Here is a 22,091-nt window from a genome sequence, read left to right as displayed (position 1 = left end):
TCCTGACCACTCGAACCCACAGGGAAGTGGGCGGACATGTCGAAACCCAGACGGTGGCTGGTAGCGATCGCCGGTGCGGTGGTCGCGGCCGGCCTTGCGGTGCCACCGGTCGCGGCGGCACAGGCCGACGAACCCATCCAAGACCCCCTGCCGGATCCCGTCCCCTCGAGCCTCGGGCTCACGGTCGCGGAGTTCGCGCAGCTGCCCCAGTCCCAGCTGACGCCCCCGCCGCCGGACCCGCCGCCGGACCCGCGTCTCATCCGCTACAACCGGATCAACTTCCTCGGCGAGGTGCCGGACGGCTCCGGCCGGCTGTACGTGCCGGACCTCAACGGCACCATGTACCTGCTCGACCACGGCACCCAGCACGTCTACCTCGACATCAAGGCGCGGTTCCCGGACTTCTTCTCCGGCCGCGGCCTCGGCAGCGGCTCCGGGTTCATCACCTTCCACCCGGACTTCAGGCGCAACGGCAAGTTCTACACGGTGCACACCGAGAACGGCGCCGCGTTCAGCAAACCGACGACCTGGCCGTCGCACAGCGCGACGCCGTTCCTGCACTCGATCATCACCGAGTGGACCGCGACCGACCCGTCGGCCGACACGTTCTCCGGCACCCACCGCGAGATCATGCGCATCGCGGAGGCCCGGCAGGTCCACGCCATCCAGCAGATCGACTTCAACCCGTACGCGCGGCCGGGCAGCCGCGACTACGGCGTCCTGTACATCGCCTCCGGCGACGGCGGCCTGGGCGCCACGACGACCGAACCGCTCGAGCTGACCAACCCGTACGGCAAGATCCTGCGGATCGACCCCGCGGGCACGAACGGCACCGGCGGCCGGTTCGGCATCCCGCGCGACAACCCGTACGCGGGCCAGGCCGGTGTGCTGCAGGAGATCTACGCACGCGGCATGCGCGACCCGCACCGCTTCAGCTGGGACGCGGCGACCGGCCGGATGTACCTCGGCCACATCGGTGAGCACCGCGTGGAGGCCGTGTACGAGGTCAGGGCGGGCGACAACTACGGCTGGAGCGACCGCGAAGGGCCGTTCCTCTACAAGCGCAACGACCCGCAGTGCTCGGTGTACCCGCTGCCCGCCGACGACGAGCAGTACGGCTACACCTACCCGGTCGCCGCGTTCGACCACAACCCGCCGCCGGGGCACCCGCTGTGCTCCGACTCGGGGCACGCGATCAGCGGTGGCTTCGTCTACCGCGGCGGCATTCCCGAGCTGCGCGGCAAGTACGTGTTCACCGACCTCGTCGACGGCCGGATCTTCTACACCGAGGCGAGCGAGATGCGCCGCGGCGGGCCGATGGCGCGGATCCACCAGTTCCAGGTCTACGCGAACGGGCAGCGGACCGACTTCCAGCAGCTGGTCGGCCACGCCCGCGTCGACCTGCGGTTCGGGCAGGACCGGCGCGGTGAGCTGTACCTGGTGGCCAAGGCCGACGGCAAGGTCTACAAGGTGACCGGCACACAGCGGTTCGCGAGCTGCGCGGCCGGGCACACCAGGGTCACCGGTGCCGGCGGCGCGGGCTCGTGGTCGCCGGTGACGCCCGCCAAGTGGCGGTTCCGCGGCGACGACGTGATCCTCGCCGAGGCAGGCGAGTCCCGTCCCGGTCCGCGCAGGCCGTTCGAGTACGCCGTGCTGGACAAGGGCCCGGCGTTCGGCAACGTGCGCGTCGACGCCAAGGTCCGGCTGGACACGCCCGTCGAGGTGACGAACCGCGACGTGATCATCGTGTTCGGGTACCGCTCGGACACGGAGTTCTACTACGCGCACCTGTCGACCGACAACACGATCTACCCGCACAACGGGATCTTCGTGGTGAACAACGCCGACCGGCTGCGGATCGACGACCAGTGGAGCGAGGTCATGTCGCGCGGGGCGCCGCCCGCGGTGACCGACACGGCGTGGCACGACGTGCGCGTCACCCACTGCGCGGACACCGGTGAGATCGCCGTCCGCGTGGACGGGAAGCTGCTCATGACGGCCGTCGACCACACCTTCGGCTCGGGCCGGACCGGGTTCGGGTCGTTCGACAACATCGGCCGGGCGCGGGACTTCCGCGTCACCGGCTCGGCGGCGTGATCGTCGTGCGGAGGCTGCTGATCGGGCTGTCGTGCGTGGCGGTCGCCGCCACGCTGTCCGGCACGGCGCCCGCCTCCGCCACCTCGGCGGGGGCGGGCCACCGCCCGGGCGTGGTGCCGTCGCTCGCGCGGAACCTGGTGGCCTACTACGACTTCGAGCACCCGGGACAGGGTGGCGCGGTCGAGCGGGACCAGGGCCGGTCGGGCACGGACCTGTGGCTGGTCAACGGTGCGCCCCGGGTGCGGGACGGGTTCCGGCACGCGTTGCAGACGGGGCAGAACTCGGACGTCGCGAGCAACGACGACTGGAAGGCCGGCGTGTACTCGCCGACCGGGGTGCCGTCGCTGCGTGCGTTCAACGCGGCCCGCCAGATCACCGTGATGGGCTGGTTCAAGACGACCGGCGTCAACCCGAGCCCGAACACCGTGACCCCGGACCCGGCCGACCACTACAACGCGATCGGGCTGGCCGGTGTGCTCACCGGTGACTCCGACGGGCACGCGGTGCGTGCGCTGCTCGAGGTCATCAACGTGGGCGGCGAGCTGAAGGTGGTCGCGCTGGGCCGGCGGCTCGACGGCGGCGCGTCGCAGACGTTCGCGGCGTCGGCGCCGTGGCAGGAGGTGCTGCCGCCGGGCGAGTGGGTGCACCTGGCGGCGACGTTCGACTACGACACCGGTGTGATGGCGTTGTACCGCAACGGCGGCGCGCTCGACGGCTTCTACACGGTCACCGGCGACCCGTGGCTGCTGGCGGGCGACCCGGAACCGGACGTCACGACGGCGACCGACCCGCGCGGCATCAAGATCGGCGGCAGCTTCCCGCAGAACACCGTCGAACGGAACCCGTGCAACTGCCGCATGGACGAACTGATCTTCCTGGACAAGGTGGCAACCCCGAAGGAGATAGCCCTGCAGTCCCGCCGCCACTGACCCGCGAGTCCCCCGCCCGAACACCGCGAGTCGCGCTCGCAGGCACACTGAGTTGTCGGTTTCGTGCACACCCCATCTGCACGAAACCGGCAACTCGCTATGCCTGCGAGCGTGACTCGCGCTGTTTGAGAGCGTGACTCGCGGGGTTTCAGGGGAGGGACAGCAGTTCTTGGATTATTTTTTCCAGGGGGCCTGAGCTGTGCCATAGAGGTGTTTCGTGGGTGGGGGATTTTCTTGTGCGGGATGCTATTGCCCATTGTTCCCACGTTTGGATGTTGTCTTCCAGGTCGCCGTGGGTGTGCAGGCCGAAAAGCGCGTCCACCGTTCTTGTTCTCGTCGGTGCGGCGAGTGTGGTGGGTACGAAAACCCAGCCGGCGGCGCGCAGTGGGGCCACCGCGGCCAGGAGCCGGTCGTGCTCGGCACTCACTCTCCCCCCAAGGGTTTCCGGAGGCGGGCGGCACGCCGGAGCGCAACGGGGAGGACCGCTCGACGACGTGCCACCCGCCGATGTGCCCGGTCCACGGGAAGGCTGGGAGCGGGGACCGGGCTCGTGTGGCGTCACTGTGCCCGGAAACGATCTCCAGGTGCAAGTTGCAGACCGGGGAAAAGGCGATGACCACCTGATCAGGGGAGCTGTGTAACTTTCGGAAAAATGCGTATAACTCCGCCCGTGAAAATGCCCCCGCACCTGGGGATTCCCCGGGCGCGGGGGCATTCTCCGCACGGCAGCTCCAGCTTGTCGGAGCGTCGAGCTGCCAGGTCGTCGGGCCGCCGGTACGACGCTACGTCAGTGGCTCGGTCCGCACGGTGAAGCGCGGGTCCAGGTGGGCGGTGTCGTTGAACCGCCGGATCAGCCACCGCTCGCCCCACACCACGAGCTGCGTGATCGACGCGTTGTCGGCGTCGATGAAGGCGAACGGGCGCGCGCCCGTGGCCATCGAGACGACCTGGCCGATGGTGCCGCCGTGGGTGAACACCGCGACCCGCCGGTTCGTGTGCGCCGCCGCGATGCGGGTCAGCGCCGCGCGGATGCGCGCGGCGAAGGCCTCCGTCGACTCGGCGCCGGGGATGACGTCCCAGCGCTCCTTGGCGAACATCTCCTGCGCGACCGGGTCCTGCTGCGCGACGCGGATCCGGAACAGCCCGCCCTCCCACTCGCCGAGGTTGACCTCCCGCATGCCCGGCTCGACCACCGGCGTGATGCCCAGCCGCTTGGCCAGCGGCTCCGCGGTCTGGTGGGTGCGGCGCAGGGTGGTCACGTAGATGCCGTCGAGCGTCTCGTGTTCGAGGCGCTTCGCGACCAGCTCGGCCTGCTCCTCGCCGATCTCGGCGAGCGGCGGGTCGCCCTGGCCGTCGACCTCGGGGAACGGGCGGTCCTCGCGGGCCGGCTGGGATTCACCGTGCCTGACCAGCAGGATCTCGGTCGCACCCGCCGGGAGGGTGAAGCGGAACTGGCGGTACTCCTCTGAGTTGCTCACGGGCCCATTCAACCGAATACTCGAAGTCGAGTATTTGAGCTAAGGTATCCACATGGGCAAGCGGAAGGTCGCCAACCCGCTCGCGCTCGCGGTGCTCGCGCTCCTCGCGGAGAAGCCGATGCACCCGTACGAGATGTCGAGCACGCTGCGGGAACGGGCCAAGGAACAGAGCATCAAGCTCAACTACGGCTCGCTGTACTCGGTCGTCGATTCGCTGGTGCGGCACAAGCTGATCGACGTCCAGGAGACCGTCCGCGAGGGCAGGCGCCCCGAGCGCACCGTCTACGCGATCACCGATCCCGGCCGGATCGAGCTGGTCGACTGGCTGTCGGAGCTGCTCGCGGTGCCGGTGAAGGAGTACCTGCAGTTCGAGGCGGCGCTGTCGTTGATGCCGGTGCTGTCCCCGGACGTGGTGATCCGGCTGCTGGAGGTCCGCCGCACCCGGCTGGACGCGGAGATCGCCTCCAACGACGGGGTCATGGCGGCCATGGTGGACCACGGGATGCCCTACCTGTGGACGATCGAGGTCGACTACGTGCAGACGCTGCGGCGGGCGGAGCGCGACTTCGTGCAGGCCACGATCGACCGCCTGGCCAAGGAGGACCTGCCCGAGGTCCGGGCGTGGCGGCGGGCGCACGAGCTCGCCGACGGGGTCCCGAGCGAGGCCGACTGGGACGCCGCGGTGGCCGAACAGCCGGAGATTGACGTCAACTGGAAGCAGCTGTGACACCACTATTGACGTCACTGTGACGTCGCGACCATACTCGACTTCGGATATACGGAATCCGAATACAGCACTGGCCGGGTGCGGCAACACCCGGCCAGTGACCAGAAACCCAGGCTCGTCCCCGCGAAGGCACGGCACCAGGCTGCACCTCCAGAATAGCCGTGCGCGCGGACGTGCCTGGTCGACACCGACCAGGAGGGGAATCGTCCGATGCGGCATTCCACCGGGGCGCCGGCCATCGAGGCCGTCGACCTCGTCAAGTCCTACGGGGAGGTCACGGCCCTCGACGGGCTCAGCTTCTCCGTGCCAGAGGGAACCGTGTTCGGCCTGCTCGGGCCGAACGGCGCGGGCAAGTCGACCACCATCAAGATCCTGACCACGCTGTCCACGCCGACCAGCGGGTCCGCGACCGTCGCCGGGGTCGACGTGCTCGCCCGGCCCACCGACGTGCGGCGCGCGATCGGCGTGGTCACGCAGGGGTCGGGCACCGACCGGCAGGCGACCGGCCGCGAGAACCTGCTGCTCGCGGCGCACATCCACGGCATGCGCGGGCGCGCCGCCAAGGAGCGGGTCGACGAGCTGCTCGAGCTGTTCGACCTGACCGCCGCCGCGAAACGCCTGGTCAAGGCGTACTCCGGGGGCATGCAGCGCAAGCTCGACGTCGCCATGGGGCTCGTGCACCGGCCGTCCGTGCTGTTCCTCGACGAGCCGACCACCGGGCTCGACCCGCAGGCCCGCAGCGAGATGTGGGCGGAGATCGCCCGGCTCGCCAGGCAGGAGCGGCTGACGATCCTGCTCACGACCCACTACCTGGAGGAGGCCGACCACCTCGCCGACCACCTGGTGATCGTGGACCGCGGCAGGCTGGTCGCGCAGGGGAGCCCCGAGGAGCTGAAGAGCGAGCTGCGCGGCGACGCCGTGGTGGTCGAGCTGGCCCCGGACGCGCCGGTCGAGACCGCCCGCACGGCCATCGAGGCGATGGCGCGCGAGGTCACCGTGTCCGGCCGGACCATCCGCGCCCGCGTCGACCACGGCGCGTCCGCCGTGCCGTCGGTGCTGGCCGAGCTGGAGCGGGCGGCGGTCTCGGTGGCCGCGGTGACCGTGGCCCGGCCCGCGCTCGACGACGTCTACCTGCGCCACACCGGTCGCACGTTCGCGGCCGCCGAGGAGGTGGCGGTGGCATGACGACGCTCGCGCCCCACACCGGTTTCCTCACCGGACGGCTGCTCATGGCCACGCTGCGCCAGCCGGCGTTCGTGGTGATCATGCTGATCCAGCCGATGATCTGGCTGCTGCTGTTCGGCCAGCTGTTCAAGCGGATCACGGAGCTGCCCGGCTTCGCGACCGGGTCCTACATCGACTTCCTCACGCCCGGTGTGGTCGTCATGACCGTCCTGTTCACCAGCGGCTGGGCGGGCATGGCGTTCATCGACGACATGGAGCGCGGGGTCATGGACCGCATGCTGGCCTCCCCGGTCAGCCGCGGCGCGATGATGCTCGCGTCCGTGCTCAACCAGGCGGTCACGATCGTCGTGCAGGGGATCATCGTGGTGCTGGTCGGGCTCGCGCTCGGCGCCTCGTTCCCCGGTGGTGTGCTCGGCGTGCTGGTGATGTTCCTCGCGTCGGTGCTGCTCGCGGCCGCGTTCTCCTGCCTGTCCAACGGGATGGCGCTGATCGTGCGGACGTCCGAGTCGCTGATCGGGTTCTCCACGATGCTGACGCTGCCGCTGTCGTTCCTGTCCTCGGCGATGATGGCGCGGGAGGCGGCGCCGGAGTGGATCCAGACGGTGTCGTCGTACAACCCGGTCGACTGGACGGTGGTCGCGTCCCGCGAGGCGCTGTCCGCCGACCCGGACTGGGGTGCGGTGCTGCCGCGGCTCGCCGGGTTGTTCGTGGTCGCCGTGGTGACCGGGTTCATCGCCACCCGCGCGTTCCGGGCCTATCAGAAGTCGCTATGACCGGTCATAGCCGCTGGCTATGAGGTGATGTCCCGATGGTGGCTAGCCGCCCGCGGGACATCGCCCCATGCTCGTGGTGTGCTCCCCGGACTCGTGCTCGTGGCCGTCGCGACCGTCGTCGGCCGGGTGGCCGGCTCGCTCGTGCCGGCCGCCAGTGCGTTGATCGTCGGCATCCTGCTCGGCGTGGCCTGGCGGTCGTTCGCCGGTGACCGCGCGGAGTTCCGGCCGGGGCTGCGGTTCGCGCAGACGTGGCTGCTGCGGGCCGGCGTGATGTCGCTGGGGTTGCAGCTCGCGGTCGCGCACGTCGTCCGGTTCGGACCCGCGGTGCTCGCCGTCGTGCTCGGCTCGGTCGCGGTCACCTTCGCGGTCACCCGGCGGCTCGGGCGACGGCTCGGGGATGCGCGGTCGCTGCTGCTGGCGACCGGCGTGTCGATCTGCGGCGCGTCCGCCGTCGCGGCGGTGAACACCGTGGCGGAGGGGGACGAGGAGGACATCGCCGCCGCGATCACCGCCGTCACCGTCCTCGGCACGGCGGCCATCGGGGTCCTGCCGCTGGTGGCGTCGTGCCTCGGGCTGTCCGGCCAGGACTTCGGGGTGGTGACCGGCGCGAGCGTGCACGAGGTGGGTCAGGTGGTCGCGATCGGCGGCGCCGCGGGCGGGGTGGTGCTGCAGGTCGCGGTGGTGATCAAGCTGGCGCGGGTGGTGCTGCTGGCGCCGCTGGTGATCGGCCTGGGGGTGCGCAAGCGGGTGCCCGTGCGCGGGGGCGGTGTCGCGGCCCCCGCGGCCCGGCCGCCGCTCGTGCCGTGGTTCGTCACCGGGTTCGTCGCGCTCGTGGTGGTCCGGGCGCTCGGCGTGGTGCCCGCCGCGGTGGTCGAGGTGTCCACTGTGGTCACGAACCTGCTGCTGGGGGCGGGCATGTTCGCCCTCGGCGCCGCGGTCGACCTGCGTGCCGTCGTGCGGACCGGCGGGCCGTCGCTCGCCGTCGCCGGCGCGGGCAGCGCGCTGCTGCTGACGCTCACGACCATCGGCGTGCTGCTGGTCTAGTGCGGTCACCCCCGCAGCGCTAGATCACCTGCAACAACGTCGCCGCCGGGCCCGACAAGCGCTGCCCCTTCGGCCACACCGCGCGCAGCCGGCGTTCGAGCCTCAGGTCCGCCACCGGGATCGGCACCAGCGTGCCCGCCGTCAGCTCCGCCTCCACCGCGTGCCTGCTCAGCACCGCCGGTGCGATGCCGGCGACCGCCGCGCCCTTCACCGCCGCGTTCGAGCCCAGCGCCAGCTGCGGGGTCACCGGGTCGTGGCGGGCCAGCACGCGGTCGAGCGTCTCCCGCGTCCCCGAGCCCGCCTCCCGCACCACCAGCGGGGTCGCCGCCAGCTCCGGCGCGGTCAGCGGGCGGCGCCGCCTGGCCCACGGGTGGGCGGGCGTGACCACCACGATCAGCTCGTCCGTGCCCACCACCCGGCTCGCCAGGCCGTCCAGCACACCGGGCCCCTCCACGAAGCCCAGGTCCACGTTCGCCGCTTTCAGCACCAGCCGGGCAACCTCCGCGGAGTTCGTCACCGTCAGTCCGACATGGACCGACGGTTCCTGGCCGCGCAGGTCGGACAGCCACCGGGGGAGCAGCGCCTCCGCGATCGTCATGCTCGCCGCGATCCGCAGCGTCGCCGCGCGGTCGGCGCGCAGCGCGGACAGGCTCGTCCGGAACTCCTCGGCCGCCGCCAGGAGCTTCGTCGCCCACGCCACCACGAGCTTGCCGTCGTCGGTCAGCGCCGAGCCCTGCGGGGTGCGCACCAACAGCGGCAGGCGGGCCCGGCGCTCGAGCGCGGCGAGCCGCTTGGTGGCCGACGGCTGGGCGATCCCGACCGCCCGCGCCGCCTTCCCCACACTGCCCAGCTCCGCCACCTGCACCAACAGGCGCAGCGACGCGAGATCAGGTTCGTCGCTCACCGAAGAGAGTATGGGGGCTTGTGCGTAGTGGCAGCATTTCCTCGACAGCGACAGGAGGTCGGAGTTGCCCGGTGAGTTGAACACCCTGCGGCAGGAACTGCTCGACTACATCCGCGGGCACGGTGCCGCCACCGACCCGTTGGTCGCGGAGGCGCTGCGGACCGTGCCGCGCCACCTCTTCCTGCCCGACTTGCCGCCGGACGCGGCCTACCGGGACGAGCCGATCGTCACCAAGAGAGACGCCGACGGCCGTCCGATCAGCTCGTCGTCCCAGCCGATGATCATGGCGCTGATGCTCGACCAGCTCGGCGTCCGCCGTGGCCAGCGGGTCCTCGAGATCGGCGCGGGCACGGGGTTCAACGCCGCGCTCCTCGCCACGATCGTCGGCGAGCGGGGCAAGGTCACCAGCGTCGACCTGGACGCCGACACCGTCGAGCGGGCGAAGGAGAACCTCGACGCCGCCGGCCTGCCGGACGTGGTCGTGGTGACCGGCGACGGCGCGCTGGGCCACCCCGACCGCGCCCCGTACCACCGGATCATCGCGACCGTCGGCGTGTGGGACCTCGCGCCCGCGTGGCTGGACCAGCTGACCCCCGACGGCCGCCTCGTGGTGCCGCTCGACCTGAACGGCGTGCAGCGCTCGGTCGCGTTCGAGCGCGAGGGGGACCACTGGACCAGCAGGTCGACCGTGCTGTGCGGGTTCATGCGGATGCGCGGCCGGTTCGCGGGGCCGGAGAAGACCTACGTCCTCGACCCGGCCACGGACCTCACCCTCAACCTGCCCGTGGCCCGCGAGGTCGACGGCGACGCGCTCGTCGACGTGCTCGCCGAGACCCCCGACGTCGAGACGATCGGCGCCGCGCCCAGCGCCCTGCAGCTCTTCGACGGCTTCACCCTGTGGCTCGCCGTGCACGAACCCCGCTGGTGCGCGCTGTCCGAGAAGGCCGACGCGGATCCCGCCCGGCTCGCGGCCGCGCCCATGCGTGCCCAGGAGGCCGCCGCCACCGCGGGCATCCTCGCCGACGACGGGCTTGCGCTGATCGGCGTCGACGGCGACGACCTCACCGTGCACGCGCACGGCAACACGCAGGTCGCCGACGACCTCCGCGCGCACGTCCAGGCGTGGGAGGCGGCGGGCAGGCCGGGCACCGAGGGGCTGCGCATCGACGCCTACCCGGGCGGCACGACCGGTGCCCCCGGGGACGTCGTGCTGGAGAAGGGCCAGTGTGTGCTCGCGCTCTCGTGGCCGGGGTCCGGGGTGGACGCGGCCGGGTCCCGAACGTAGGCTGCCGCCGCAATGACGAAAACCTCTCACGTTCCGGAGCTGACCGTCCGCACGCGGTTCGGCTACGCGCTCGGGTCGCTCGCGACCGGCGCGTTCGGCACCGTGCCGGGTCTGCTGCTGCTCCCGTACCTGACCGACACGCTCGGCGTCGGCGCGTCGGTGGCCGGGCTGCTGGTGCTGCTCCCGAAGGCGTGGGACGTCGTCTTCAACCCGATCGCGGGCCGGATCAGCGACCGGACGACCGGGAAGCTGGGCGCGCGGCGGCCGTACCTGCTGTGGGGCGGCATCGCGCTCGCGATCACGTTCGCCGCGTTGTTCGCAGGCCCGGACACCGGCTCGCCCGCGGTCGACGCGCTGTACGTCGCGTTCGTGTTCCTGGTGTGCGCCACCGCGTTCGCGTTCTTCCAAGTGCCCTACAACGCGCTGCCCGCCGAGCTGATCACCAGCCCGGCGGAGCGGACGAGCATCACCGCGTGGCGGATCGCGGTGCTCGCCGTCGCGATCCTGATCAGCGGCGCAGGCGCGCCCGCGGTCCGCGACGCCGTCGGCGGCCTCGCCGGGTACCGGGTCATGGGCATCGCGGTCGGCGTGCTCATCGTCGTCGGCGCGGTCGGGGTGTTCCTCGGCACCGCGCGCACGCGGGTCGCGCCGCCGCTGCCGTCCGTCGCCGGGTGGCGGGAGACGGTCGCGGCCGTGCGGGACTGCCCGCCGTTCCGCGTGCTGCTGACCGCGTTCGTCATCCAGGCCGTCGGCATCGGCACGCTGCTCGCGGGCGTGGACTACCTCGCGCGCGTCGGGCTGGGCGACAAGTCGTGGCAGCCGTTGCTGTTCGCCGCGTTCGTCGGGCCCGCGCTGCTCGTGATGCCGCTGTGGCAACGGGTCGGGGGCAGGCGCGGCAAGCGGTCCGGGTACGTGGTCGCGACGGTCGTGTTCGCCGCCGGGCTGCTCGGCGTGCTCGGCGCGCGGGTGTTCCCGCCGGTGCTGATCGTGCTGTTCGTGGCGGTGGCCGGCGTCGGGTACGCGGGCCTGCAGGTGTTCCCGCTGTCGCTGCTCGCGGACGTGATCGGGCGCGAGGAGGGCCGCACCGGGCAGGTCAGGGCGGGTGTCTTCGCGGGTGTGTGGACCGCGGGGGAGACGCTCGGCCTCGCGCTCGGCCCCGCGCTGTACGGCGGGATCCTCGCCGTCGGCGGGTACGTGTCCTCGACCGGCGAGACGGTGGCACAGCCGTCGAGCGCGGTCGTCGCGGTGATCACCGGCGTCGCACTGGTGCCCGCGTTGTTCACCCTGGCCGCGCTGCCTCTGTTGCGGCGCAAGGAGTTGCTCTCGTGAGTTTGCCGACCGCGGGCCTGCCGGCTGAGCAGGTCCTCGACGAGCTGCGCGCCATGCGGGCGGGCGACCTGCCCACCCACGGCGGCCGCACGCTCGCGTACGTGTACGACAGCGGGCTGTCCGGTGTGGACGACCTGGCGGCGCGGGCGTACGCGCTCGCGGGCTCCGCCAACGGTCTCGACCCGACCGCGTTCCCCAGCCTGCTGCGCATGGAGAACGACGTCGTCGCCGCGGCGGCCGCGCTGCTCGGCGGCGGCGCCGGGACCGTCGGCAGCGTGACGTCCGGTGGCACCGAGAGCTGCATGCTCGCCGTGCACGCCGCCCGTGCGGCGCGGCCCGACCTCGACCGGCCGAAGATCGTGCTCGCGTCGACCGCGCACGCCGCGTTCCACAAGGCCGCCCACTACTTCGGCGTCGAGGCCGTGACGGTGCCGGTGGACGCGGACTTCCGCGCCGACCCCGCTGCCATGGCCGCGGCCATCGACGACCGGACCGTGCTCGTGGTGGTGAGCGCGCCGTCGTACGCGCACGGCGTGATCGACCCGGTGCCGCCGATCGCCGCGGCCGCCGCGGAGCGGGGTGTCCGGTGCCACGTGGACGCCTGCATCGGCGGCTGGGTGCTGCCGTACTTCCGCGCGCTCGGCGAGCCTGTGCCGGACTTCGACCTGTCCGTGCCGGGCGTGACCAGCCTGTCGGTGGACCTGCACAAGTACGCCTACTGTCCGAAGGGGACGTCGGTGCTGCTGCACGCGTCCGCCGACCTGCGGCGGACGCAGTTCTTCGCGAGCGCGGCGTGGCCCGGCTACACGATGCTCAACTCGACCATGCAGTCGACGCGGTCCGGTGGTCCGCTCGCGGCGGCGTGGGCGGTGCTCAACCACGTCGGTGACGACGGCTACCGGTCGCTCGCGGCGACGGTGCTGGCCGCGGTGCGCACGCTGCGGACGGGCATCGGCGAGATCGAGGGCCTGCGGATCCAGGGCACGCCGCAGTCGACGCTGCTGTCGGTGGTGGCCGCCGACGACGGGTTCGACGTGTTCACCGTGGCCGACGAGATGACCGAGCGCGGCTGGTACCTGCAGCCGCAGTTCGGGTTCGAGTCCTCGCCCGCGAACCTGCACCTGACCGTGACGGCCGCCAACCACGGCAGCGAGGCCGGGCTGCTCGCGGACCTGGCGGACGCGGTGTCGGCCGCCCGTGCCGCGGGCCCGGTGTCGTTGCCGTCGGAGCTGATGGCCGCGATCGCCGGTCTCGACCCGTCGGGCCTGACGTCGGAACAGTTCGCCGGGCTGCTCGCGATGGCGGGCTTGGAGGGCGCGGGCACCCCGAAGCGCATGGCGGAGATCAACACCATGCTGAGCGCCGCGCCCCCCGGCCTGCGGGAACGGTTGCTGGTCGAGTTCCTCGGCGTGCTCTACACGCCTACGCCGCGGCCGCGTTCCGGGGAAAGTCCTTCCGCTTGATCTTCGCGCGCCGCCCGTCCGGGTGGTGGAACACGATGCCCTCGGCGAGGTGCCCCGGCGCGTAGCGGCTTTCCAGCTGTGCCAGGAAGTCCCACAGCTGGTCGTAGTCGCGGGGCACGTCGTCGAGCGTCGGCGCGGCCGTGTTGAACGGCACGCACACGTGGTCGTCGAGGCCGAGCGGGTTGCCCTGGATGCGCGGCCCGAGCGCCTCGCACGGGTGCTCGCCGTCCGGCCAGCCCGTGACGTCGGTGTTGCCGGCGGCCGCCAGGATCCACTTGTCCTCGCCCGCGCCTTCCGCGGTGTCGACGTACCAGCCGTCGACGATGCCCAGCTTCTTCTGCTCCTTGCTGGGGTTGCGCCGCTTCTCGACGCGCACCAGCTGCCCGGACCGGACGGTCAGGCGCACGTTCGTGCCGTCGAGCTTCTCGGTGCCGACGCCCGCTCCCTCGAACACCCACGCGCACTCGGCACGCGGGCGGTTCACCACGTGGAAGTTGTCGTCCCGCTCGAAGAGCGTGGGGATCTTCTCCATGACCGACTTTCCCTTCGCGACAGGGCCCACCAGTTCGTCGTGCGTGATCGCCCCGCTCGCCAGCCCGCTCGCCAGCGCCCGCACCAGGTCGGCGACGGACACCTCCGCCTCGACCGCGACGTGCTTGAGCGCCTTCTTCTCCTCGGGGGAGAGCCAGGCGACCAGCCGTGACCAGCCTTCCGGCGGGGTCCACCTGGCGAGTGCGTCCGCGTTCTTCCTCGGCCGCCCGCGCTTCCTCGGTTCGTTCACGGGTGGACCATAGCGCATTTGTGCCAGTTGGCATAACAGAAAATCGCGACGATCATCCCGGTGATGACGCAGGACGCCTTCCACGGGCAGGTCGTCCTGCGCCGTCGGGCTGTGGACAACCGGGGTGTGCCGCCGGTTTCTGTCGGTGGTGGTCGGTACGCTGGATTTCGGGGGGCCGGAGGCTGCGGTTGATCTTGGTGTCCCGGGTTTGGTGGTGTGCCTTGCCTGGGTTTCCCTCCGGGGGGTCCTCGCCGGACGGGCTGGTCTCCGGGATGGCAGCGGGTCGGGCACGGGGTTGGGTTGGCAAGGACTGGTGTCCGTTGTCTGCCTGCCATCCCGTCGACCTCCCACGGGCTATCACACCGCGTCAAGGGGGCCCGGCGGCTTGGGCATGGGGTTGGGTCGTGCTTCGGGCCCCCTTGACCCGGTGTGATCGGGCTTCGCCAGGTCGACGGGATGGCAGGCACCCCTCAGGGGGTGTTGGGGGCTTTGCCCTGCTTCTGCGTCAGGCTTGCCAGCCTTCTGCTGGGGTGGCGTGCAGGAAGTCGTCCACCGGGGGTTCCACCGCCCTGCCCTCGTACTGGGTGGACAGCACTACCGAGGTGCGCATCTCGCCGTGTTTGCCCAGGCGTTCGAACAGGCCCTCCAGGTGTGCCAGCGACGCTGCGCGCACCTTGATCATGGTGCAGTGGTCGCCGCTGAGTTTGTGGACCTCCACGATCTCCGGGTAGTCGCCCGCCGTGCTGGTCTTCAGCAGGCACGCGCCGAGGCTGCACTGCATCTGCACGAACGCGAGGATCGGGTACCCGGCCCGCCGTGCGTCGACGACCGCGCGGTACCCGGTCAGCACCCCGGACTCCTCCAGCCGCCGGACGCGTTCCGCCACCGCGGGGGCCGACAGGTTGATCCGCCGCCCCAGCTCCTTGTACGACAGCCGCCCGTCCGCCTGCAGTTCCGCGACCAGCCGCCAGTCCACGGCGTCCAGCGGTTTTTCCGATCGAAAGGTCATGGGGCCCGCATTCCTTCCGGACGAACGGTCGGACCCCCAGTATGCCTGCGAAAACCCCTTCGAACCGGCGACATCGGTACCTACGCTGAGTCACCATGAAAGCCCTCTTCGTCGGTGTCGCCGCCATGAACACGGCCATGGCGGGGGCCAGCACGGCCGCCACCCTCATCGCCTCCCACACCGCCGGTGACGGGTGGAGCGGCCTCCCCGGCGCGGCAGGCGTCCTCGGTACCGCCGCAGGCACGCTCGGCGCCGGGCACCTCATCTCCCTGCGGGGCAGCAAGACCGCGCTGCTCTTCCCGTACGGCGCTGCCATGACCGGCGCTGCCCTCGCCGCGGGTACCGCCATGGCGTTGCTGATCGCCGGCATGTTCCTGCTCGGGCTCGGCAACGGCGCGGCGCAGCTCTCCCGCTACCTCGCCGCCGAGGCCTTTCCGCCGCACCGCAAGGGGTTCGCGATCTCGCTGATCGTCTGGGCCGGGACGGTCGGCGCGGTCGTCGGGCCCAACCTGATCGCGCCCGGCGCCGCGCTGGCCGGCACTGTCGGGCTGCCCTCGCTCGCCGGGCCGATGCTGGTGGCGTTCGTGATGACCGGTGGTGCGCTGCTCGTGACCACGACCCTGCGCCGCACTCCCGCGCCGCCCGCGCGCCGCACGTCGTTCGCCGCGTTGCGGGCGCCCGCCGTGGTCACGCCGCTCGTCTCGATGGTGTGCGCACAGCTGACCATGGTCGCCGTCATGACCATGACGCCGCTGGAACTGGAGGCGCACCACCACGGGCTCGAGGTGCTCGGGGTCGTGCTCTCCGTCCACATGATCGGCATGTTCGCGCTGGCACCGCTGTCCGGGCGTCTCGCGGACCGGTTCGGCGGCCGGGCGGTCATCCTCGGTGGTGTCGCGCTGCTCCTGCTCGCCGCGGTCACCGCGTTCGGCGTCGGGCACGTGAGCGGGCTGTCGGTCGCGATGTTCCTGCTCGGGTACGGCTGGAACCTCGTGTTCGTCGGCGGGTCCGCACTGCTGTCCCGCGCGACCTCCGACCAGCGCGTGCAGGGCGCGGTCGATGCCGTCGTGTGGAGCACGTCCGCGCTCGCCAGCCTCGGCTCCGGTGTCCTCTTCGGACTCGGCGGCTACGCGCTGGTGACGGTCGTCGGCGCGGTGCTCGCCCTGCTGCCGCTCACCGTCCTGTACCGGCGGCCAGCGCCAGCCGCACCAGAGCCGCGCCCGCTGCCTGCATCGGCAGGCCCTCGATCGCCTCGGCGGTGAACGGGCGCGCGGTCACCGCGCCCTCGTCGTTGACCGCGACCCGCGCACCGAGGACCGCGTCGAACACCGGCGCGTCGACGACCACCCGCACCAGCAGGTCCGTCGCGAACGTCAGCGGGTCCACGCCGAGGCCGAGCACGTGCGCGGCGACCCCCGGGTTGCCGGTCATCGCGACCGCGAACGGCCACGTCGCGTAGTCCGGCGCCGTGACCTCCGGCTCGCCGAGCACCTCCTCCGCGTACTCGCGCAGCAGGAACCGCCACAGGTCGAAGTCGTCCGGCCCGGACGACTGGAACACGCCCACCGGCACCACCTGGTACAGCCCGCCCGCGTGGCCGACCTTGGCCGGGTCGCGCCAGTGCAGCAGGAAGGTGTCGCCGTCGTCGTCCCGGCGGATCGTCAGCGCGCTGATCGCCATGTTCGCCGGGCGCCTCGCCAGGTCGGTCGGGTCGCCGACCGCCTGGCGCAACGGTGCCGGCCCGCCGGCCGCGTACTCGTGCGCGGCCGCCTCACCGGTGTCGATGCTGTCGAAGTACGTCCCGTCGCCGAACACGAGCCGCGGTTCCGGCCCGGCGAGGGATGCGTCGAGCAGCCGCCACGTCGGGCGGTTCTCGAACACCGCCGGCGCGTCGAGTGCGGCCATCGCGGCCGAGTAGCTCGGGAAGTCCGGGTGCCCGGAGGCGGCGGGCAGGTCCACCGGTGGCGCGTCGGCCATCGCGATCGTCAAGGCGGACAACGGGATCGGCGCGTCCGGCACCCACGCGGGGGTCGTGAGCAGGGGAGTCCCGGCGACCTTGGGCACGTCCGGGAACTCGTCCGCGGCCCGCACCGCCAGCTCGTAGCGGTGGGCGCGCAGGTGCGCGCGGACCCGTGCCCAGTCACTCACCGGGCCGGCCGCCAGTACTGCTTGCGCTTCTCGTCCCGCACGATCACACCGAGCCTGGCCAGCTCCGCACGCAGTTCGTCGGCGTCATCGGGGTTCTTCGCCCGCGCGGTCAGCAACGCGTTCGCGCCGGGCGGCAGGCCCTCGACACCGGGCACCCACCTGCGGTACTCGCCGGCGTGCGGGTCGCCGTCGCGCCACGGGTAGCCGTGCCGGGTGAACGCGGCCCGCAGCGCCGCGACGTCCAGTTCGGACGGCCGGCGGACCAGCTCCCCGGTGTCGGAACCCAGCAGCACCAGCTGGTTCCGGTCGACGAACACCGCGCTGACGTCGTCCCGCGCGAACGTCTCGTCGTACTCGTCGCCGACCAGCCGGACGTGGCCGGGCGACACGGTGACGTCCAGCCGCTCGCCGTGCGCGATCAGCGCCAGCACCAGGCCGCCGACGAGGCCGACGCCGAGCGCGCCGACGGTCGCCCACGGCTCCGGGACCGAGTCGACCAGCTCCATCGGCCCCCGGAACGGGGCCCACGGCCACGTCACGGCCCAGTTCGCCAGCAGCTTCAGCAGCCAGACCACGACCGCGCCCGCGACCGGCAGGCCTGCCCACCTGACCAGTCGCGTGCCCGTGCTCTCGGAGATCCGTTCGTCCCCCACGACGACCATTGTGCCGTTTTGTCGCTCCGTGAAATCGGCGGCCCTATTCCACGCCGGTGAAATCTGGCGCGTTGACCGTGGTGGGCAGCGGTTCCACGCTGGGAAACACGCCAGGAGAGGGAGCGGTGATGAAAGCCGTACGGTTGCACGAGTACGACAAGCGCCCGGTGGTGGAGGAGGTCCCGGAGCCGGCGGTCGCGGGCCCCCTGGACGTGCTGGTCGAGATCGGCGGCGCCGGGCTGTGCCGCACGGACCTGCACATCGTCGAGGGGCAGTGGGCGGAGAAGTCCGGGGTGACCCTGCCGTACACCATCGGGCACGAGAACGCGGGGTGGGTGCGCGCCGTCGGCTCCGCGGTGTCCACAGTGGCCCCGGGGGACACGGTGATCCTGCACCCGCTCGCCACCTGCGGGTTGTGCCGTGCCTGCCGGGCAGGCGACGACGTGCACTGCGCGAACTCGCGGTTCCCCGGCATCGACTCCGACGGCGGCATGGCGGAGTTGTTGCTCACCAACGCACGTTCGGTGGTGAAGCTCGACCCGTCGCTGCGGCCTGCCGACGTCGCGGCGCTCGCGGACGCGGGACTGACGGCCTACCACGCGGTGCGCAAGTCGGTGCCGATGCTGTACCCGGGCACGCGGGTCGTCGTGATCGGCGCGGGCGGGCTGGGGCACATCGGCATCCAGTGCCTCGCCGCGATGGTGCCGTCGGAGGTGATCGTGGTCGACCGGTCGCAGGCCGCGCTCGACCTGGCGAAAGGTTACGGCGCCGCGCACACCGTCGTCGCCGACGGGCAGCACGTCGACGCCGTCATGGACCTGACCGGCGGCGAAGGCGCGCACATCGTGTTCGACTTCGTCGGCGAGAAGGGCACGGAGGCCGACGGCGTGGCGATGCTGCGCCGGGCCGGGTCGTACTTCGTGATCGGCTACGGCGGGCACGTCGACATCCCGACCATCGACATCATCTCCAGCGAGATCAACGTGATCGGCAACCTCGTCGGCTCGTACAACGACCTCGCGGAGCTGATGACCCTCGCCGCGCAGGGCAAGGTCTCGCTGCACACGAAGACCTACCCGCTCGACGCGGTCAACGAGGCCATGGACGACCTCGACAACGGACGGCTGCAGGGGCGCGGGATCCTCGTGCCGGAACGGAGTTGACATGTACGAGAAGGACGGACAGAAGTACTTCGTCGTCGACAGCCACATCCACTTCTGGGACGGCCGCCCGTCCAACCAGGCCAACCGCTACGGCGAGGGCTTCATCAACTGTTTCTACGACTACCACAGGAACCTCTCGCCGGAGTCCGAGGTGTGGACGCTCGAGGAGTTCTGGCAGCAGTCGGAGGAACGGATCCTGCACGACCTGTTCGAGGTCGGCCACGTCGACAGGGCGATCTTCCAGCCGACGTACCTGACCGACTTCTACGTCAACGGTTTCAACACCACCGAGCAGGACGGCGTGCTCGCCGAGAAACACCCGGACCGGTTCATCGTCAACGGCTCGTGGGACCCGCGCGACGGCGAGGCCGGGCTCGACAAGCTGGAAGCGTTGTCGCAGCGGTGGAACCTGCGGGGCGTCAAGCTGTACACGGCGGAGTGGAAGGGTGAGTCGAAGGGCTGGAAGCTCACCGACCCGTGGTCGTACCGGTACCTCGAGAAGTGCGAGGAACTGGGCATCCGCAACATCCACATCCACAAGGGACCGACGATCTACCCGCTCAACCGGGACGCCTTCGACGTGGCGGACGTGGACGACGTGGCGTCGACGTTCCCCGGCCTCAACTTCATCGTCGAGCACGTCGGCCTGCCGAGGCTGGAGGACTTCTGCTGGATCGCGACGCAGGAACCGAACGTCTACGGTGGACTCGCGGTGGCGCTGCCGTTCATCCACTCCCGCCCGAGGTACTTCGCGCAGATCATCGGCGAGCTGCTGTACTGGCTGGACGAGAACCGGATCACGTTCGCGAGCGACTACGCGATCTGGACGCCGAGGTGGCTGATCGAGAAGTTCGTGGACTTCCAGATCCCCGAGGACATGCTCGGCGAGTACGCGCCGCTGACCGTGGAGATCAAGAAGAAGGTCCTGGGCCTGAACGCGGCGAAGCTGTACGACATCGAGGTGCCACCGGAGCTGGCGCTGCCGTCCTCGACCGCCGACGCGGGCGAGGCCGTGGGCTCGGCGCCGAAGGTCCCCGCATGAGCGCCCTGTGGGACGCACTCGGCACGGTCGTCGATCCGGAGCTGGACCAGCCGATCACCGACCTGGGCTTCGTCAGCGAGGCGGCGGTCGTGCAGGGGCACGCCCACGTCCGGCTCCGGCTGCCGACGTACTTCTGCGCACCGAACTTCGCGTACCTGATGGTGGCGGACGCCTACGAGGCGGTGCGTGGCTTGCCGTCGGTGACGTCGGTGGACGTCCGGCTGGCGGACCACTTCGCCGCGGAGGAGATCAACGCGGGCGTGGCGGCGTCGGCGGGCTTCACGGGTGCGTTCCCGGGCGAGGCGGTGGACGAGCTGGACGAGCTGCGGCTGGTGTTCCAGCGCAAGGCGTACCTGGCGAGCCTGGACCGGCTGTGCATGCGGCTGTCGGACCCGGCGGGCGTGACGCTCGGCGAGGTGCCCGCGTCCCCGGCGCTGACGTCGTTGCTGCGGCGCCGGGCAGCGTTGGGGTTGGACTGTTCGAGTGAATCCCCGCTGCTGCTCGACGAGAGGGGAGAGGCCATCCCGGTGGCGGAGGCCCCGCTGCGACTGCGGTACGCGCGGTCCGTCCGGGTGAGCATCGAGGGCAACGCGGGGTTCTGCCGGGGACTGTTGCACACGAGGTACCCGGAGGCAGTCGCCAACTAAATCGTTCTACATTTTCGTGAATACCCGTCGATGGGATGTCGGACCTTTTGCCGGGCGGTTCTCTGACGTAGTGTCGGCGGGGTGGCGCATGACGAGGTGCGCCACCCTGCCGTCACGGGGAGGTGCGTCGGTGACCGAACCGCGCGACACCAGCGGGCTCATCGGTTCCGCGCAGCGTGCGTTGCGGGTGCTGGACATCGTGGGCTCAGCAGGCGACGGCATCACGGCGAAGGCCGTGGCGAGGCGCGCGGGCTACAACCTGTCGACGACGTACCACCTGCTCAACACGTTGGTGCACGAGGGCTACCTGATCAGGCTGGGTCACGGCCGCGGGTTCGGCCTCGGGTACAAGGTCGGGAGCCTGTACCAGCGCCTGTGCGCGGAACTGGACGTGGGCCAGGAACTCCAGGACGAGCTGCACCGCCTGCACCGCAGGGCGGAAGCCGCCGCGTACTACACCGTGTTCCGCGAGACCGACATCGTCGTGGCCGCGGTCGCCGACTCCCCGCAGTTCCCGCGGGCCACCCCACTCGACTTCGGCTTCCACGAGGCGGCGCACGCCACGGCCTTCGGCAAGGTCCTGCTGGCGTCGATGCCCAAGCGCCAGCGCCGCGACTACCTGGCGGGCGCGGGCATGCCACGACTGACCGGCAGGACGACGGTCCGGGCGACTGACTTGGACACGGAGCTGGAACACGTCGAGCGGGCGGGGATGGCGCTGGAGATCGAGGAGTTCCAACCGGAACTGGCGTGCCTGTCGGCACCGGTGCTGGACGCCGAGAACCGCGTGACGGGCGCGGTGGCGTTTTCCGTCCCTGCTGCCGAGTTCCACGCGCGCCGCTGGCATCTCGAGCGCGCGGCCCGCGCCGGCGCGGCCCGGTTCGCACACCTACTCGCGACCCGGCCGTCGTTGGTCAGCGGGGTCTGAGCCGCCCGGCGTTCGCCTCACATTCCCACACGATCCACCATGCCGGGCGCACAGCGCCCGGACCCCGCGAAGCGGGGCGAAGCCCCAGAACCCCCTGAGGGGTGCCTGCCATCCCGTCGACCTGGCGAAGCCCGATCACACCGGGTCAAGGGGGCCCGAAGCTCAACCCAGCCCCATGCCCAAAGCCGCCGGGCCCCCTTGACGCGGTGTGATAGCCCCGTGGGAGGTCGACGGGATGGCAGGCACCACCACGGACACCAGTCCCTGCCAACCCAGCCCCGTGCCCGACCTGCCGCCATCCCGGAGACCAGCCCGTCCGGCGAGGACCCCCCGGAGGGAAAACCCACAACAAGGTCAACCACAAACCCGGGACACCGCTGACCTGGGAAAACCGAAAGAAAACCGCGGCCCCAGGACGTACGGGCAGCCCCCACCACTCCCGGGGGCACCCCGCTGTCCAGTCTACCGGTGACCACCGACAACCACCCAGATGTCGATCTTGCCTG

Annotated in this window: 20 protein-coding genes; 14 read left to right on the top strand and 6 right to left on the bottom strand. The window is 71.4% G+C overall.

Annotated features, from left to right (window positions below; genetic code table 11):
* The first annotated feature begins 36 nt into the window (after nucleotides 1–36).
* Nucleotides 37–2,097, top strand: coding sequence for a PQQ-dependent sugar dehydrogenase (locus tag ACYQ77_RS29195; protein WP_459716795.1), 2,061 nt, complete (start codon nucleotides 37–39; stop codon nucleotides 2,095–2,097).
* On the top strand, nucleotides 2,094–3,026 hold the full coding sequence (locus ACYQ77_RS29190) for a LamG-like jellyroll fold domain-containing protein (protein ID WP_459716793.1): 933 nt from the start codon (nucleotides 2,094–2,096) through the stop codon (nucleotides 3,024–3,026). The genes ACYQ77_RS29195 and ACYQ77_RS29190 overlap by 4 nt, the downstream gene beginning before the upstream one ends.
* Nucleotides 3,027–3,808: 782 nt before the next feature.
* On the opposite strand, the gene ACYQ77_RS29185 is transcribed toward ACYQ77_RS29190, so the two are convergent.
* Entirely contained in the window at nucleotides 3,809–4,504 is a 696-nt protein-coding gene (locus tag ACYQ77_RS29185) for a histidine phosphatase family protein (protein ID WP_459716792.1), read from the bottom strand.
* A 52-nt stretch (nucleotides 4,505–4,556) separates the two neighbouring features.
* Here ACYQ77_RS29185 and ACYQ77_RS29180 point away from each other — a divergent pair, with 52 nt between their 5' ends.
* From ACYQ77_RS29180 to ACYQ77_RS29165, 4 genes are all read left to right on the top strand, one after another.
* A complete protein-coding gene (locus ACYQ77_RS29180; protein ID WP_459716790.1) occupies nucleotides 4,557–5,231 on the top strand; it encodes a PadR family transcriptional regulator in 675 nt (224 codons plus the stop codon).
* Between the two features lie 210 nt (nucleotides 5,232–5,441).
* Entirely contained in the window at nucleotides 5,442–6,416 is a 975-nt protein-coding gene (locus tag ACYQ77_RS29175; RefSeq protein ID WP_459716788.1) for an ABC transporter ATP-binding protein, read from the top strand.
* On the top strand, nucleotides 6,413–7,189 hold the full coding sequence (locus ACYQ77_RS29170) for an ABC transporter permease (RefSeq protein ID WP_459716787.1): 777 nt from the start codon (nucleotides 6,413–6,415) through the stop codon (nucleotides 7,187–7,189). The genes ACYQ77_RS29175 and ACYQ77_RS29170 overlap by 4 nt, the downstream gene beginning before the upstream one ends.
* A 78-nt stretch (nucleotides 7,190–7,267) precedes the next feature.
* Nucleotides 7,268–8,233 carry a YeiH family protein gene (locus tag ACYQ77_RS29165; protein ID WP_459716785.1) on the top strand — a complete coding sequence of 322 codons (966 nt, stop codon included), beginning with the start codon at nucleotides 7,268–7,270 and terminating at the stop codon, nucleotides 8,231–8,233.
* Nucleotides 8,234–8,252: 19 nt separating this feature from the next.
* Here ACYQ77_RS29165 and ACYQ77_RS29160 read toward each other — a convergent pair whose 3' ends face one another.
* Entirely contained in the window at nucleotides 8,253–9,137 is an 885-nt protein-coding gene (locus tag ACYQ77_RS29160) for a LysR family transcriptional regulator (protein WP_459716783.1), read from the bottom strand.
* A gap of 64 nt (nucleotides 9,138–9,201) precedes the next feature.
* On the opposite strand from ACYQ77_RS29160, the gene fxlM reads away from it, so the two are divergent.
* The 3 genes from fxlM to ACYQ77_RS29145 are packed head-to-tail and all read left to right on the top strand — an operon-like array spanning nucleotide 9,202 to nucleotide 13,214.
* Complete coding sequence (gene fxlM, locus ACYQ77_RS29155; RefSeq protein ID WP_459716781.1) at nucleotides 9,202–10,422, top strand: methyltransferase, FxLD system; 1,221 nt, start codon at nucleotides 9,202–9,204, stop codon at nucleotides 10,420–10,422.
* A 12-nt stretch (nucleotides 10,423–10,434) separates the two neighbouring features.
* Complete coding sequence (locus ACYQ77_RS29150) at nucleotides 10,435–11,751, top strand: MFS transporter (protein WP_459716779.1); 1,317 nt, start codon at nucleotides 10,435–10,437, stop codon at nucleotides 11,749–11,751.
* A gap of 17 nt (nucleotides 11,752–11,768) precedes the next feature.
* Nucleotides 11,769–13,214, top strand: a complete 1,446-nt coding sequence (locus ACYQ77_RS29145; protein WP_459717036.1) for a pyridoxal phosphate-dependent decarboxylase family protein — start codon at nucleotides 11,769–11,771, stop codon at nucleotides 13,212–13,214.
* On the opposite strand, the gene ACYQ77_RS29140 is transcribed toward ACYQ77_RS29145, so the two are convergent.
* Both ACYQ77_RS29140 and ACYQ77_RS29135 read right to left on the bottom strand, forming a co-directional pair.
* Nucleotides 13,174–13,995: a hypothetical protein gene (locus ACYQ77_RS29140; protein ID WP_459716777.1), complete on the bottom strand. Its 822-nt coding sequence runs from the start codon at nucleotides 13,993–13,995 to the stop codon at nucleotides 13,174–13,176. The two genes, ACYQ77_RS29145 and ACYQ77_RS29140, sit on opposite strands and share 41 nt — an antisense overlap.
* 505 nt (nucleotides 13,996–14,500) lie before the next feature.
* On the bottom strand, nucleotides 14,501–15,004 hold the full coding sequence (locus ACYQ77_RS29135; protein WP_459716776.1) for an Lrp/AsnC family transcriptional regulator: 504 nt from the start codon (nucleotides 15,002–15,004) through the stop codon (nucleotides 14,501–14,503).
* Nucleotides 15,005–15,099: 95 nt separating this feature from the next.
* Here ACYQ77_RS29135 and ACYQ77_RS29130 point away from each other — a divergent pair, with 95 nt between their 5' ends.
* The gene (locus ACYQ77_RS29130) at nucleotides 15,100–16,266 is read left to right on the top strand and encodes an MFS transporter (RefSeq protein ID WP_459716775.1); all 1,167 of its coding nucleotides are present in this window, start codon (nucleotides 15,100–15,102) and stop codon (nucleotides 16,264–16,266) included.
* On the opposite strand, the gene ACYQ77_RS29125 is transcribed toward ACYQ77_RS29130, so the two are convergent.
* Both ACYQ77_RS29125 and ACYQ77_RS29120 read right to left on the bottom strand, forming a co-directional pair.
* On the bottom strand, nucleotides 16,178–17,152 hold the full coding sequence (locus tag ACYQ77_RS29125; RefSeq protein WP_459716774.1) for a hypothetical protein: 975 nt from the start codon (nucleotides 17,150–17,152) through the stop codon (nucleotides 16,178–16,180). The two genes, ACYQ77_RS29130 and ACYQ77_RS29125, sit on opposite strands and share 89 nt — an antisense overlap.
* Nucleotides 17,149–17,805: a YqeB family protein gene (locus ACYQ77_RS29120; RefSeq protein WP_459716773.1), complete on the bottom strand. Its 657-nt coding sequence runs from the start codon at nucleotides 17,803–17,805 to the stop codon at nucleotides 17,149–17,151. The genes ACYQ77_RS29125 and ACYQ77_RS29120 overlap by 4 nt, the downstream gene beginning before the upstream one ends.
* Before the next feature lie 128 nt (nucleotides 17,806–17,933).
* Here ACYQ77_RS29120 and ACYQ77_RS29115 point away from each other — a divergent pair, with 128 nt between their 5' ends.
* The 4 genes from ACYQ77_RS29115 to ACYQ77_RS29100 all read left to right on the top strand — a co-directional run bounded on the left by ACYQ77_RS29115 (nucleotide 17,934) and on the right by ACYQ77_RS29100 (nucleotide 21,585).
* Entirely contained in the window at nucleotides 17,934–18,968 is a 1,035-nt protein-coding gene (locus tag ACYQ77_RS29115; protein WP_459716772.1) for an NAD(P)-dependent alcohol dehydrogenase, read from the top strand.
* Between the two features lies 1 nt (nucleotide 18,969).
* Nucleotides 18,970–20,010, top strand: coding sequence for an amidohydrolase family protein (locus tag ACYQ77_RS29110; RefSeq protein WP_459716771.1), 1,041 nt, complete (start codon nucleotides 18,970–18,972; stop codon nucleotides 20,008–20,010).
* On the top strand, nucleotides 20,007–20,657 hold the full coding sequence (locus ACYQ77_RS29105; protein WP_459716770.1) for an iron-sulfur cluster assembly protein: 651 nt from the start codon (nucleotides 20,007–20,009) through the stop codon (nucleotides 20,655–20,657). The genes ACYQ77_RS29110 and ACYQ77_RS29105 overlap by 4 nt, the downstream gene beginning before the upstream one ends.
* Nucleotides 20,658–20,787: 130 nt before the next feature.
* Nucleotides 20,788–21,585 (top strand): IclR family transcriptional regulator, encoded by a 798-nt coding sequence (locus ACYQ77_RS29100; RefSeq protein WP_459716768.1) that lies wholly within the window; start codon nucleotides 20,788–20,790, stop codon nucleotides 21,583–21,585.
* The last annotated feature ends 506 nt before the right edge of the window (nucleotides 21,586–22,091 follow it).

The sequence above is a fragment of the Actinophytocola sp. KF-1 genome, assembly GCF_054661535.1.
This window is presented reverse-complemented; position numbering and strand designations above follow the sequence as displayed.